Annotated in this window: 10 protein-coding genes and 1 tRNA gene; 6 read left to right on the top strand and 5 right to left on the bottom strand. The window is 48.5% G+C overall.

Annotated elements, in window-relative coordinates:
- Positions 1-121 precede the first annotated feature (121 nt).
- The 3 genes from MHY13_RS10575 to MHY13_RS10565 are packed head-to-tail and all read left to right on the top strand — an operon-like array spanning position 122 to position 4,349.
- On the top strand, positions 122-397 hold the full coding sequence (locus MHY13_RS10575; RefSeq protein WP_005324271.1) for a hypothetical protein: 276 nt from the start codon (positions 122-124) through the stop codon (positions 395-397).
- A complete protein-coding gene (locus MHY13_RS10570; protein WP_239283069.1) occupies positions 390-3,041 on the top strand; it encodes a glycosyltransferase family 2 protein in 2,652 nt (883 codons plus the stop codon). Before MHY13_RS10575 ends, MHY13_RS10570 begins: the two co-directional genes overlap by 8 nt.
- Before the next feature lie 36 nt (positions 3,042-3,077).
- Positions 3,078-4,349, top strand: a complete 1,272-nt coding sequence (locus MHY13_RS10565; protein ID WP_239283068.1) for a hypothetical protein — start codon at positions 3,078-3,080, stop codon at positions 4,347-4,349.
- Between the two features lie 33 nt (positions 4,350-4,382).
- On the opposite strand, the gene MHY13_RS10560 is transcribed toward MHY13_RS10565, so the two are convergent.
- Positions 4,383-5,159, bottom strand: a complete 777-nt coding sequence (locus tag MHY13_RS10560) for a DUF6270 domain-containing protein (RefSeq protein ID WP_239283067.1) — start codon at positions 5,157-5,159, stop codon at positions 4,383-4,385.
- Positions 5,160-5,282: 123 nt separating this feature from the next.
- On the opposite strand from MHY13_RS10560, the gene MHY13_RS10555 reads away from it, so the two are divergent.
- Together MHY13_RS10555 and MHY13_RS10550 are read left to right on the top strand one after the other, a co-directional pair.
- A complete protein-coding gene (locus MHY13_RS10555) occupies positions 5,283-6,230 on the top strand; it encodes an ABC transporter permease (RefSeq protein WP_239283066.1) in 948 nt (315 codons plus the stop codon).
- Positions 6,220-7,068 (top strand): ABC transporter ATP-binding protein, encoded by an 849-nt coding sequence (locus MHY13_RS10550; RefSeq protein WP_239283065.1) that lies wholly within the window; start codon positions 6,220-6,222, stop codon positions 7,066-7,068. The genes MHY13_RS10555 and MHY13_RS10550 overlap by 11 nt, the downstream gene beginning before the upstream one ends.
- Here MHY13_RS10550 and MHY13_RS10545 read toward each other — a convergent pair.
- The 4 genes from MHY13_RS10545 to wecC form a co-directional block, all read right to left on the bottom strand.
- On the bottom strand, positions 7,053-8,732 hold the full coding sequence (locus MHY13_RS10545; protein ID WP_239283064.1) for a glycosyltransferase: 1,680 nt from the start codon (positions 8,730-8,732) through the stop codon (positions 7,053-7,055). The genes MHY13_RS10550 and MHY13_RS10545 overlap by 16 nt on opposite strands.
- 216 nt (positions 8,733-8,948) lie before the next feature.
- Positions 8,949-10,178, bottom strand: coding sequence for a glycosyltransferase family 4 protein (locus MHY13_RS10540; RefSeq protein ID WP_239283063.1), 1,230 nt, complete (start codon positions 10,176-10,178; stop codon positions 8,949-8,951).
- A 199-nt stretch (positions 10,179-10,377) separates the two neighbouring features.
- Complete coding sequence (locus MHY13_RS10535) at positions 10,378-11,673, bottom strand: glycosyltransferase family 4 protein (protein ID WP_239283062.1); 1,296 nt, start codon at positions 11,671-11,673, stop codon at positions 10,378-10,380.
- A 192-nt stretch (positions 11,674-11,865) separates the two neighbouring features.
- On the bottom strand, positions 11,866-13,131 hold the full coding sequence (gene wecC, locus MHY13_RS10530) for a UDP-N-acetyl-D-mannosamine dehydrogenase (RefSeq protein ID WP_239283061.1): 1,266 nt from the start codon (positions 13,129-13,131) through the stop codon (positions 11,866-11,868).
- A gap of 215 nt (positions 13,132-13,346) precedes the next feature.
- On the opposite strand from wecC, the gene MHY13_RS10525 reads away from it, so the two are divergent.
- Positions 13,347-13,419: transfer RNA gene (locus tag MHY13_RS10525), tRNA-Asn, on the top strand.
- The last annotated feature ends 194 nt before the right edge of the window (positions 13,420-13,613 follow it).

The raw sequence follows: 13,613 nt of genomic DNA, 5'->3' as shown, positions 1-13,613 counted from the left end.
ACGAGCTCGACTCCGCAGTAATGACTTAGTCTACTTCAGTCTTCCGTAGCCGTCACTCTGGTATGTTGAATCTGTAACTTTCACCTCGGTTAACCGTTTCAACGGCTAAAGGCACTTGTTTATGAACCAAACTCCTTTCACTAACGACGATGTCGCGAAACGAGCTCTCGAAGTCATCAATTCACTCTCGACTGAGCTGTCGACAACTTACAAAGACTTAGCCGCGGAAGCCGACCGCAGCGGCAAGCTCCTCGATGCCATCGAGAAACAGCAGAAAGAGATTTCATTCCTCAAACAACGCGTTGAGACGCTCGAGAGCACAAAGGCACTAAAGCTTCAACGCCGTTACTGGAAGTTAAAAGAAGGACTCCCCCTCGGGAAGGGAAAGAATGCGTAAAGAAGAGATTCAAGCTGAGCACAAGCGCCTACGAAAAGTAAAGAAAAAAGCTGACGTCGGCCAGGTCCGTGCCGAGAGCTTTGGCAAGTCCAGCCAAACTCCGATGTTTCGCAATTACCTGACGGGTATAGGCCCGCTGGTCAAACCGATTATTAAACGCAACGACTACCTTCGTGAATTTTCAAAATTCGAAGAAGATAACGCTTCCGCTATGCAGAAGCTCCTTGTGGAAGCAGAAGAGCTACCAAAGGCCACCGCACAAAATTGGAACACCAAGCGAGAAGCGAAGATCGGAATCATCGCCGACCGCTTTCTCTATGAGTCACTTGAAGTAGCTGCTGATTTCATCCCGATCACACCCGAGAACTTTCGCGAAGCCATTCCTCAGACTGACGTCCTCTTAGTCGTATCTGCTTGGCGCGGACTGAATGAAGAGTGGGTTAATCTACCGCGCAGGACCTCAGGAAAGCGAGAGCTCTTAGAAAAGACAATCATCCCGTTCGCGAAGGATCAAGGAATACCTGTGGTCTTCTATTCCAAAGAAGACCCACCGAACTATGAGTCCTTTGTAAGCATGGCCCGTCTTGCAGATCACGTTTTCACTTCTGCCGAAGAGGTTATTCCCAAGTACAGGAAAGATATTCCAGATGATATTCCTGTTGAGCCATTGCGGTTCGGAGTAAATTACAAAATCCACAACCCGCTAGGCTCCATGCGCCATTTGGGACGTGAGATGGTTTTCGCCGGATCATGGATGAGCCACAAGTATCCTTCTCGTGCTGCAAGTACTGAGAAGATGTTTGACGGAGCACTTCGCGCAGGACTGCCTTTGTATGTTGTCGACAGGAACCTGGATCTTGATCCAAAGTCTTTTAAGAATTTGGAAAAGTACATGTTCCCCGACCGCTTTGTAGCTAATCTTCACCGCCCGCTACCCCACGATCAGCTGCTCCGTCTGCAGAAGCTTCTTCCTCTGGCTTTCAATCTAAATTCTGTTATGGGTAGCCAGACGATGTTCGCGAACCGAGTCGTTGAACTTCTCGCAATGGGAACGCTGCTGATTTCAAACTACAGTGCGGGCGTCAATACGCGTTATCCTTCGGTAGCCATAATGGATACCGAACTCGACACACAACAGTTCCTCGAGACCCTGAGCGATGACTACCTCAGGTACTGCCAGGTCGAGGGAATTCGTGAAGTCTTCCTTCACGACACTGCCTTCGACAGGGTTGACAAGATTTTAAATTCCGTAGGCATCAGCACCCCCACGGACGACCACCGGATTCTCGTTGTTGCAGACAGCCAAGCCGAATTCGAGCAATTCCAACAGGCGCAAGCATCTGATTTTGAGTGCACTTACGTCCCCTCAAGCGAGGCCTCGAACATTAAGGGTTCCGAACACGGTGACCTAGTTATCTTCGCCAATCGACTCGAGACCTTCGGCCCTGACATCATTAATGATGCCGTAGCTGCATACCGTTACTCAGCACCGGACGCGCTTTACATCACGGCTTTCGACTCAGAAGCCGAAGCTTACGAGCCTACGACCCACGGCAATGGCATCTCAAAACCAGCTACTGCTTACTGGATCAAGGCCGGAGAAATGGTGGACGATGCCACTGTTGAAACGTCAATGACCATCAAGTCAAGTTTCACCAGCACCAGTGGAGCAGAGGAGACCCACCAGGAGGCTGAGCTTTCAGTAATTGTTCCCGCCTACAATAACGGCAAACACTTAATCCATAAATGTTGCCAATCCATTTTCCGAAGCAGCATTAACAAACTAGCGAAGGTAATTATTGTCGACGACGGCTCCACAGACCCCAAAACACAGGCTACTTTGAGCCTTTTGGAGAAGACGAAGCCTAACGTTGAGGTATTCAGGTTCCCTCCTGGAGGCTCAGGTAGCGCCTCGCGTCCTCGTAACAAAGGACTGGAGCTAACCCAAACTCCTTACGTGACGTATCTCGACCCAGACAACGAACAGGTCAATGACACCTATATTAGGTTGCTGGACCGAGTAAAAGACACCGGCGCTGACTTTGCTATTGGAAACATGGTCCGCTTCAAAGGAAAGCGTAACCGCATCAATAATTCCAAAGAACTCAAAAAGGCAATGGCGAAGAGCGCTGCTCTAGACGGAAATAACGCCGATCTCCTTGAGAAGCTCGGCTTCAAGCCGATGAGTATCCAGGCCCTTGTAGCCGATACTGCTTGGTTGAAGTCCCTCAACCTTGAACAGCCAGAGGGCGCAGTTGGGCAAGATTCTTACTTCTTCCAACAAATGCTGTACTACGCAAGGAAGGTTTCAATCACCAGTCGTGCAGCACATATCTACTATGCCGAAATTTCTACATCTACGGTTAATGCAATTTCGCCGAAGTATTACAGGAAATACCTCCCTCTAGAAGAGGATAGAGCTAAGTGGTTAGAGGAGGTTGGTCTGCTTCGTGCATACCAGGAGGATCGCTTCACCCAGTTCCTAGAGCATTGGTATGTAAAGAAACTAGAGAACGTTGATCCCGATGACCTTGATGAATGCATTGACCTCATCGAGGAGATTAATGGCATCTACGGATTATCGGAGGACTCGAACCCTGAAATCCAACGAATCATGGGTAAGGCCCGCGCGCTGAAGAAGTAAGTAGCCCGATCTGGCTGCGTCACCCGTACCTTGTGTGTGACGCAGCCAGATTTACTAATTCCCTCTTTCAATTCGATGAACCAGACTTTTCAACGAACATTTTCTACAGAGCCGAGCCACACCTTCTCGTCCGTCTCAGACTTCTTGTCTAATTGGAATTTCACCAAAGACACCGGGGATATCGAAGTGGAACTGGAAAAAGGAATTCCACTTCGAATGCATTGGAGTTTTAGGGATTCCTCGCAAACTCTGGTTCGGTTCTTGCCGGCACCAGCCGGATATTTCAGGCTTCCTGGCTGGCAGGATGATTCCACTTTTCCGAGGCTTAAGTGCAACATCTTGCTTATATCGGACCCAAACCTTTTGGCAGACGCCGGTCTCAGTCATACCTGGTTTGAATCCACAGAATTTTGCCCGAACCTTGAATCAAGCATCAATTCAATTCTGAGCCGTATAGGAGAAGAAAGCGAGGTCCTGACTTTTGGAGAGCTCTCCAGTGGTTTCGCCGCGATAAGATACGGAGCGGTCAACAATTCTCGCATCATAGCTATAGAGCCCAGTCTTACGCGTCACCACCTCCAAGGCTGGGACGACTATGTAGATTCACTCAACCCTAAAGAGTCAGATTTAGACTGTGCCGCAGCGGTACTTCCAGAAAGCTACTCACAGCGCTTGTGGGTGTTTACAAACCGCAGTGATTTTGAGTACAAGAAGGCGATGCTGGCTCCATTTTTGGAGACTACCCCGTTGAGCGTCGATCTGAAACATGTGTCCTTCACTGTTCAGCCCTCAGACAGGCTACTCACCAATAGCTCACTGGAAAGAATTGTCGAAGAATTGATCTTCGCGGACCAGCAGAACTCCCCCTCAGGAAACGGACTCCAAGTTGAACTCTCCAGCTCTAGAACGAAGCCATCCTTTGCGCGAGCTAGGTTACCAAGAAGAAAAATGGAAGTTCTTTTTGATGAAAGTTTTTCTTTTACTAACCAGTTGAAATCCTGCACCGTGAAGCTGCGTTCAACCAAGGCCCTGAATCACAAGGACTTAGTGCTTCTTTTTGACCTCCATTCAACTCACGAAAAACTCGCACCCAATGATGTTTCGCTTGGTTGGTCACCGAGCTTAGGCTCCTTTTTCCACTACGTGGAAAGCCTTGCCCCCAATCAAACCACGGCGGTTTCAGACTTGAGCCTTCCACCGTCGGTAACCGGTTTTCGCCTACGCTTGGCAAGGTGGGATATATCGGACGACCAAGAAACTGAAATTGATCTAGAAGCTGGTCTCGGATTTCAGACGACATCCTCTTAGGACATGCGCTGGCTGCTCCTCAAAATCGCCAACTTACCGGTCGAAGGGGTTCTTCTTTCGGGCAAAACTCCGGATTTCCTTGTCGAGCTCCTGGTACAGCCCCTTTTCATAATGAAACGGGGCGCTACCCCATTTATGCTCCGGGTCACTGATCGTATTAGCTATGCGCACAATCCTAATGCCAAGGGTTTCAAGGTGGGCCAAGTAAGTTGAAAAGACATCGTTGTAGAACTCAATAGATTTTCCAGCAACCTTCTTATTCTTTTTACCGTGAGTATCTCTAACAGCCCACTCTGGGGCTAACACCAAGAGTCGTTCCTTGAGTTCTAATTCCTGCAGAATCGCGACGAACATCGTCGCTGCTGCACACCACCGTGCGTAATGCTCTTCTGAACCAAAAGCAATGAATCTCGCGTCTTCTAGGACCGGTGCTACTCCTTCGACGCGTTTAAGCTCTGCACTGTTAGTAACGACCGTCCCGTCACTGAATTGCCAGACACCAGAACGCTCTATGTTTAGGTCCCACAGGATCACATCCACACCGCGCATTTTCCTGAGCTCTTGTAAAAACTTGCCGGAAGCATCTAAGTCCACCATCTTCTTCTGAAATGCACTGGAGAGGGATAGCTCTGGTAAGTTAACGCGCGCATCTGTCCCCACCGAAAGCAAAGAGTTTCTCGCAACATATTTCGCAAGACTATAAGCATGGGGGTCGGCGAACGCCACGGTGTCGCGGCTCACGCAGCCTCCATATACAAAAACTCTCCACGCCTCTTTAGACAGGTCAAAAGCCTCTGCCGAATCTTGCATACCGCCCAGCATATAACAATGACACAGACCTATAGCTTTACGGCGCATGGCTTTGCTAGGCACTGCTTGTCTTAACTCGTACTATGGTAAGGAAAGTTGTTTTGGTCAGGAGTTCGTTACCGCATGATTAGACGCCGTTCTAGGAGCACACACGCCCAGTCCTCCAGCTCAGTAGATGTACAAAGCTTAGTTCTGAGCAATGAACTGGAAAAGGGTAAAGAGTCAGCAATCTTGGTGTCTCGCGAACCCCTTGAGACTATTAACGCCCTCCCGCGCTTTTCAGATTACGTTTCCCAATTATGGAAGCTACGTCACTTTATATACTTCGACGCGCGCAGCAAAGCCTTTAAGTCATCTCGCGATTTACTGCTCGGTAGAGCCTGGATTATCATTCAGCCGCTTATCGACGTCATGATTTATGCTTTCATTTTCGGTGTCATCCTCAAGACTTCAAGAGGAATCGATAACTTTCTTGGATACCTAACGATTGGCGTAATCTTCTTCGGCTTCATTACAACTGGTTTAAACAGCGGTACGAAACTCATTCAAAACAGTTACGGCCTTATATCCTCATTTTCTTTCCCGAAAGCCGCTCTTCCTATTGCCTTAGTTACTAAGCAGTTCATAGATAACCTTCCCCCTGCAATTATTTCAATTGCCCTATCTTTCGTTTTCCAGTGGCCTCAAGGCCCCACTTGGAGGATCTTTTTCATTATCCCCCTTTATATTTTGGCCCACTTACTAATTTTGGGCGTCATCTTCATTGTCGCTCGGTTAACAGCCTTCATCCCGGACTTAAAAGCGCTGGTTGGTATTCTCAGTCGCGCACTGTTTTTCACCTCAGGCGTATTTTTCTCCATCGAAAGATTCAGCGGCAGTCCTACGGCGCAAAAGATAATGGAGAACAACCCAGGCTATATCTTCCTACAAGCATGCAGGGACGTCACTATTTACAATAAGCTTCCTGATCTATCCTCCTGGATCCATTTGATTGCTTGGAGCTTTGGACTGCTTATCATTGGGTTTATATTCTTCTGGAAGGCTGAAGAAAGGTACGCGAGTGTCAAATAAGACCACAGTTGTTGCCAGAAAACTTGGCAAGTCTTATTTCGTTTCTAAGAACGGATCTAACGTAGGCCTTTTCCGAAGCCGGATGAGAGAAGTTCGCGCACTGGAGTCAGCATCGTTTGTTGCCCATTCGGGCGAATCCATCGGCATTCTTGGAAAAAATGGCTCGGGAAAATCAACCCTTATTCGCCTAATGGCGGGGTCGGAATCTCCCTCTCGAGGAGAGGTTTATGTCTCCGCCAAACCGACTATGTTAGGTGTGTCTGCGGCTCTCCAACGGCAAATGTCGGGTCGCGATAATACGAAGCTAGGTCTACTGGCTATGGGCCTTCAACCTGATGAAGTTAACGAGCTTATTCCTAGCGTAATTGAATGGGCGGACCTTGAAGACGCCATTGACAGACCGCTAAAGACCTACTCATCGGGTATGACAGCTCGCTTGAAATTTGCGATTGCCACGTCAGTCAAACGGGAGATTCTCCTTATTGATGAGGCACTATCGACTGGTGACTCAACATTCGCTGCAAAGGCCAAGGAGCGAATGAACGACTTCTTGGACACAGCCGGAACCGTCTTCTTGGTCTCCCATGGTGCTACCACTATTCAGGAACATTGCTCACGGGCAATTTGGCTTCACGAGGGAGAAATGATTGCTGATGGGCCTGCTCAACAAGTTGCTAAATCTTACCGAGTCTGGGGCAACCGCGCCGCGACCGGGAAGGATGAAGAAGCAGACGCCATCATCGAAAAGATGCGAAGTAGATTCGAAGAGCCAAAGATAATCTTCGACGACGAAGCGGAAAGGGCCCTAAATAAGGGCTCCGCTCAGAAATCGAAATGATCTCTAAAGGTATTAAAAAGTACTACCTCGCTATTGGCTAAAAATTCTAGGTCTTTAGAACCCCAAGTGTGATTTGTTTTTCCTCGGACCTGTAGGAAATTAAATCGATCCGCAGAATAGATGCGCTTTCCTGCCTTTACAAGACTAGAAAGGAAGGCAGAATCTTCGCCATTTGTTCTATCTTCAAAACGGTGAGCTTCAAATGTCGAACGAGGGCCAAATAAGGTTGGGCCAGCGACGAAGTCAGTCCAACGATGTTCCTTTACCGAGTTTTTTAGCGCAATAATTGAGCTTTCCTCTAAGGACACATACACAGCTTGCTTGCCGACAAGATCGGCCCCAGAGTATTTCAGAGAATAGTACTGGTCAAGAAGATAATGCCGGCCGTATTCATCATCATCATCCATTTTCGCAATGAAGTCCCCAATGGAAAGCTCAACCAGGCGATTCAAACAATTGCCCAGGCTCTCGGCGGAGGAAACTTCCACCACTTTAAGATTTCGGACATTACTTTGCGCTTGCAGTTGAGGAAGATCGACTTCTTGTTCATCAAAACCGTGAAGTGCCAAGCACAGTTCAATTTCCACACCACATTGTCGCCCGACTTGTTCAAGCAAATGCCGAATTTGGTTGGGCCGGTTAGTGGAACTTATAACTGAAATCCGCGGCTTTTCAGTCTGCTCGTTAGCGAAACCAAGTGTCTTTTCAAGCACAAACTTTGCTCGCTTTTCATAAGTGTGCTGAGCCCAAATTTTCCGCTGCGCTTTATGAACTATTCGGTCACGCAGTTCTTTCGAATTCACTAGAGCCCGCAGCAGGTGTTGCGCCTCGACTCCATCGCTCACTGTTGGTAGCTCTTCATTGTTGAAAAATTGATGTATCGCTGCGCTGGGGGTACTTACAACGACAGTTCCGGAAGCCAAAATTTCAAAGACTCTCCTAGAGCACATTGAAGTGCTGTTCACAACCGAGTTAACGTTCAGAAATACCTTGTGTTGGCGGTATGCCGACACCATTTTCTTATAAGGCAAGCCGCCGACTACGTACTTATCAAATGGCGCGGGGAACTGATAGCGCTCATCCCCACCTGAATATCGCGAATAGATAGCCAATCCTGCCTGCATCCGCGGAGCCACTGCTGCGGCGGCGCCCAAGAGTAAGTCCATCTGCTCCCTGCGCTCTCGGAACTTGTGCTTAAAATACATACCCGCAAAAGCAATATCTCCAGGCTTTTCATCGCCGTTGAGCCGGATGGGATTATGCAGCTTTGGCTGGGCTGCAAAAGGCAGACAATAAATCCTGTCATGCCCTAATTCTTCGATATATTCAGGAATTTTTTCCTCGGCGGTGGTAAAAACTACGTCGAAAAGCTTTGCTGTTCCCAAGAAATCGTGGAAATGAGGCGGATCCTCCTTATTCCAGAATGCCGTCGGAATCCCCCAACGTTTGCATTCTCTAACGAGCTCTCCCAGCTTTTCAGAGGGAGCGTTCTGTCCTGCGAGTTGATATTTCCACTTTCCGTTGTTTCCATTCCAAGAAGACTCTACGAAAAGAAGGTCAATTTTCGGCGAATTCCCATCAGCCAGTTGTGACTCAAATTTTTCTGGGTCGAGGGGAATAGTATGGAATTCTTCACTCCATACCTCGAGGGAAAAATCATCCATGATGACTCCAACTTTCACAGAGCCAAAGCGTTGGCTCTTAAAACTTGGAGGAAGTGGCTTTACATGTAGTGGGTCGTGAGCAGTCCTCAAAACAAGTTTGTTATTTAATAGCCTGAATGCCTTCTGCCGAGTATTGCGAATTCCATTCGCCTTTGTATTTCGAACTGCCTTAGTAAGGCCACTGCGAACAGTGGTCAAATAGTATTCAAAATTCATCTACTTACCTCCAGTCAGTTCGCTATACAACGCTTCTAGTTTCTTCACGTTATATTCCCAAGTTCTGGTTCGCAGCCACTGGTCAACTCGTTCCTGGTCTATCTCGACGTTGCCGTCAAGAATCATCTTTATCTTTCTTACAAAATCTTCCAATTGCTCGGGTGCAAAATAGACCGCAAATTCTCCAGTGACTTCATGAAGTGCTGGGAGATCTGATGCCAAGACTGGAATTCCTACTCGCATGGCTTCTAGGGGTTTGATTGGAGTTACCCTCGCAGTAACTAGGCTAGAAATTCGTGGTACAACGAAAACGTCAAGCGCACGATACCACTCACCTATCGATTCAGTTGGTTGCTTCCCAGCGAAAACTACCCTGTCGTGTACTCCCAATGATCTGGCGAGTGCTTCAAGTCGGCGTCGCTCTGTTCCATCACCTACAAAAAGAGCATTAACTTCCACTGGCAGGTAGGGCAATGCCCGTATAACGATAGATAAGCCCTCGTAGTGCACAAGACTAGACACGGTCCCGATATATATCTTGTTGTTATCGAGCAATGATGAAACAAGCTTTTGGGCCGAATCATGGCCTTCCGTGGCTTTACCGCCTTCAGGCAGACTATTCGGAATTACCCAAGCCAGGCGTGGGTCAATTCCATTTGAAACAGCATATTCTTTTGCCACCTCACTGAGAAAGATGGCACTGCCCGCTTTCCCCACCGCTTCCTTTTCTTTTTCGTGGGCATAGTTATAGTATCCGGACGCAGCAGCCGCGTTTCTCTCCGCAGCTTCAAACTGGCTTAGCCACGTATTCTCCCGCTCTCCCCTCACTTCATAAACCCACGGAATCGAAAGCCGCTTCGCCACCTGAGATGCTACGTATGCATTTCTAAAATCAGTAGTTGTATGAATGACTCCGACCTGCTCTGACTCAGCAATTTTCGTCAGTTCTCGAATTTCCTCTCGAGCACGAAGCCGACTGCTAGGAAAGAAAAACCGCGGAATGATCCGACGATAAGTAACACCGCTGAGAACATCCTCTTGAGACCTTGGGATGCGGCCCACGACCACAGGATAGCCAAGACGGGTAACGCAAATTATCTTTCTTGAGTTTGTTTTGTTATATGCCCTGAGCATCCCATGAGTCCGCACGGTGTAACCCGATTGTGTATAGGGCATCGAATTATTTGCAAAATACAGCACTGCCTTCCGCTCATCTTCGGAGCTCCGCATGCTTCGATGAATTTGTCCCGGCAATTCATAATTACGCGGTTCCTTGGTACTCCAAGAAGGCACAGAAGTTTCTTTTCGGGAGGTCTCCCAAAGACGAATCCCAAACCGCTGCTGTACCTTAAGGCAGAACTCGACGGGATTTTCCCACAAGAGGCTGACGATGGTTGACGGAAGGGAAAAGTAGGGACGAAGCCACATCCTACCTATCTCCAAGAACGTGATGGATGAATGAGTGAAGCTTTTCTGGGGCGATTTTAGTTCTTTCTTTTTCGACCCATTCTCTGCCGAGACTTCCTACACGTAGTTGTCCAGTATCTTTCGCTAACCGTACCCACAGGGCGGCAAGCTCTTCGGGCTTCTCAGGAGGAACAACTTCACCTGCATTGCAGCTTTCAATGATCTCCGCGGCTTCTCCCGCCACTACACCGGAAATGTGCAGGCCGGATGACATTAACTCATAAGTTTTTGAAGGAACGGCTCGCTCTAGAGGCTCCCAATCGGTTAGATGCACCAACGCAGTATCGGCCCATTTGTAATGCTCATCGAGCGCATCAGCTGGCCGGCGAAAATAGAATTCGGCATGAACCTTGAGTTGCTCGGCCATTTCGCTCAAAGCTTCTTTCGCAGCCCCGGCACCCACAAATCTCAAATGAACATCAACGCCCGCGGTAGCGGCTATCCTCGCCGCTTCAACGGCATTGGCAAGGTTTTGAGCTCGACCGATGGTCCCTGCATATAGGACATTCAAAGCCCGCTTGCCATCTTCACTCACATAATGGTGTACAAAATCAGTCCGCGAGGGGAACACATTCCGGATAGTTACTAGGGGTATTTCACGGCCGCTATTGGAAAATCTACTCCTTAGGTTTTCCTCCAAATGGCTCGAGGTCACCATCACTCCGCTCGAATGTTCAAGAACCCAGTTAACCGATCGGTCTGTCAACCATGAAGCACCTTGTAGAGGTCCATGCGAAAGGAGTAACTCTCGAAACGAGCGGGAACCGACGCTTCTATTCCACTGGTCAGATTGAGAAAGAAGATCTGGCCAGGCGTCGCGCAAATCAATTACGTACGGAGTACGCAATACCTTCGACGCAAAATAAGTAACTACGGCAGTAGGCAATGCAGGTACAGTACCGATGATTACATCTGGCTTTTTAGAAGAACGGCCAAAACTCAAAACGGACAGTTTTAGCATCATGCCTATGGCAACCGTAAGCTGATTCAGCGCCTTCTGCGTTAATGAATTTCCACTTGGAATGAAAAAGGTTCGATGAATTCTTTCACCTGAGGGACCAAGCTCTAATTCTTTCCAGCCAGGTCCAACAACATGTCTCACCCAAGCTAGAAGCTTCAGATTCCTACGATAGTGCGGAGGTGGAGCGATGACTTCAAGTGCAAATTCGTCCCTAAGTAGCTCTGAAAGCCAAGTCCAACGCCGTTGAGGTACGCCATTTTCCGGATACCAATACTGCGATATCACCAGAATTTTCAAGAAAGGCTCCCACCTTCGCTCAGACCAAAAAGGAACTAATATCCTGACCAAAAGTGTCTACTCAAAGACCATTTTGCGCCTATTAGAACAGTATAAGCCACGGTTTCAAAGGAACGCGGCTTGGGGAGTGCTTCAACATTATAAAGAGACTGGGAGGCACCAAACTATTTTGGCGCCTCCCAGTCGTTCCTATTAAGAGCGCCAGATACCCTTAGTGTCGATGACTGACTTCCCCTCAAGCAGGGAAGTGTCCATCTGGAGAAACTCCTTGTGGTTAACCAAGAGTAGAACCACATCTGCATCTTGTACTGCAGTTTCTAGTTCCTGCTTTTTCAGGTTAGGTACCGAAGAAAGCGAATCAGGCAACTCCGCAACATTCGGTTCGACTACTCGGATATCTAGCTCTGGATTCTCCTCGCCAAGCGCTTTCACAATATTCAGCGAAGGGGACTCTCGAAGATCGTCGATATCGTTCTTAAAGGCAATACCAAGCGCCGCAACCGTGGAGCTCTCCTTGCCTTCAAGCGCAGCCTTAACTTGCTTAATTACCCAAGCTGGCTTTCCGTCATTAACGTCTCGAGCCATCTTGATCATCTTCGCTTCTTCAGGAACGGAGGAGACGATGAACCAAGGATCAACTGCGATGCAATGGCCGCCAACTCCAGGGCCGGGTTGCAGGATATTTACTCGTGGATGATGGTTAGCCAGTTCGATAAGTTCCCACACGTCGATTCCCAAGCGGTCACTGATCAGCGACAACTCATTAGCGAATGCGATATTCACGTCCCTAAAGGAATTCTCGGTGAGCTTGGCCATCTCAGCTGTCGTGGCATTGGTCTGCAGCAACTCAGCAGTACAGAAGGTGCCATACAAATCAACAGCAAGCTGTGTACCCCGTGGGGTCAAACCACCGATGACGCGGTCGTTGTTTTCCATCTCTTCCATAATCTGCCCCGGCAGAACTCGCTCCGGACAGTGGGCTACGAAAATTGCATTTTCGTCGTCTTCATCAAGAGACAGGTCAGGACGAAGTTCAAGGATGTAGTTCGCCATATCCTCTGTAGTTCCTGGAGGAGAAGTAGACTCCAAAACAACCAATGCACCAGGACGCAGGTGCGGGGCCATAGCCTCAACCGCGGAATTGATGAACTTGGTATCAACCTTGTGGTCCTCCTTGAAAGGAGTAGGAACGCAGACGATATATGCATCCGCTTCGACCTGTTCGGTCTGGGCTACCAAGTACCCTTCATCTACAACTCGCTTCAGAAGAACATCGAACCCTGGCTCAAAGAAAGGCACTTCCCCTTTGTTGATTGACTCTACGAACTTAGAATTCACATCAACGCCGGTGACATGAACTCCCTTGGAAGCAATGAACGCAGCGGTGGGCAATCCGATATAGCCCAATCCAACCACACAAACTTTTTCAAATGTCTGAGGAGACTTTTCAGAATGCATGAATACCTTTCTCGAATACTTTCAAACCCATACCCTACACGGAATTTAAGCCTGGCTCAGCGGGAAAGTCTTGCCGATCTTTCAAGGAGAACCATATCGCGTTCGCAGAGGCCTGTTTATTAGCTTCTTACAGGCGATTTGTACCTAACCGTCCATTCCCTATATAGTTAATTCTCGTTGCACAGAGAACAGCAAGTTCGAAGTACATCAGCTATTCCTCCATAGCTCAGTTGGCAGAGCATTCGACTGTTAATCGAAGGGTCACTGGTTCGAGCCCAGTTGGAGGAGCAAACAGACACCGCCAAGCTAAACTGCTTGGCGGTGTTTAGGCGTTTTAGCTGTGTTTACCCATGGGCCTACTAGAGGGTTAAGGGTCAAAATGTGTGTCTGGCTCGGCGTGTCGCGGGGGTTAGATTTGGCCTTTTTGAATGCCGATTGAGTGGGTGTAGTCGGTGTCGATAGCGTTGTCGTAGAGGGCTGGG

It is taken from the genome of Corynebacterium sp. ACRPE (assembly GCF_022347435.1).
Lineage (GTDB): Bacteria > Actinomycetota > Actinomycetes > Mycobacteriales > Mycobacteriaceae > Corynebacterium > Corynebacterium tuberculostearicum_D.
Note: the sequence above shows the minus strand (reverse complement) of the source record. Positions and strands in the feature narration are given on the sequence as shown.

Excerpts from the sequence above, each read along its gene's own strand:
- wecC (WP_239283061.1), bottom strand. The coding sequence starts at position 13,131 with ATGCATTCTGAAAAGTCTCCTCAGACATTTGAAAAAGTTTGTGTGGTT.
- MHY13_RS10575 (WP_005324271.1), top strand. The coding sequence starts at position 122 with ATGAACCAAACTCCTTTCACTAACGACGATGTCGCGAAACGAGCTCTC.
- MHY13_RS10555 (WP_239283066.1), top strand. The coding sequence starts at position 5,283 with ATGATTAGACGCCGTTCTAGGAGCACACACGCCCAGTCCTCCAGCTCA.
- MHY13_RS10540 (WP_239283063.1), bottom strand. The coding sequence starts at position 10,178 with ATGCGGAGCTCCGAAGATGAGCGGAAGGCAGTGCTGTATTTTGCAAAT.
- MHY13_RS10570 (WP_239283069.1), top strand. The coding sequence starts at position 390 with ATGCGTAAAGAAGAGATTCAAGCTGAGCACAAGCGCCTACGAAAAGTA.
- MHY13_RS10545 (WP_239283064.1), bottom strand. The coding sequence starts at position 8,732 with ATGGATGATTTTTCCCTCGAGGTATGGAGTGAAGAATTCCATACTATT.
- MHY13_RS10560 (WP_239283067.1), bottom strand. The coding sequence starts at position 5,159 with ATGCAAGATTCGGCAGAGGCTTTTGACCTGTCTAAAGAGGCGTGGAGA.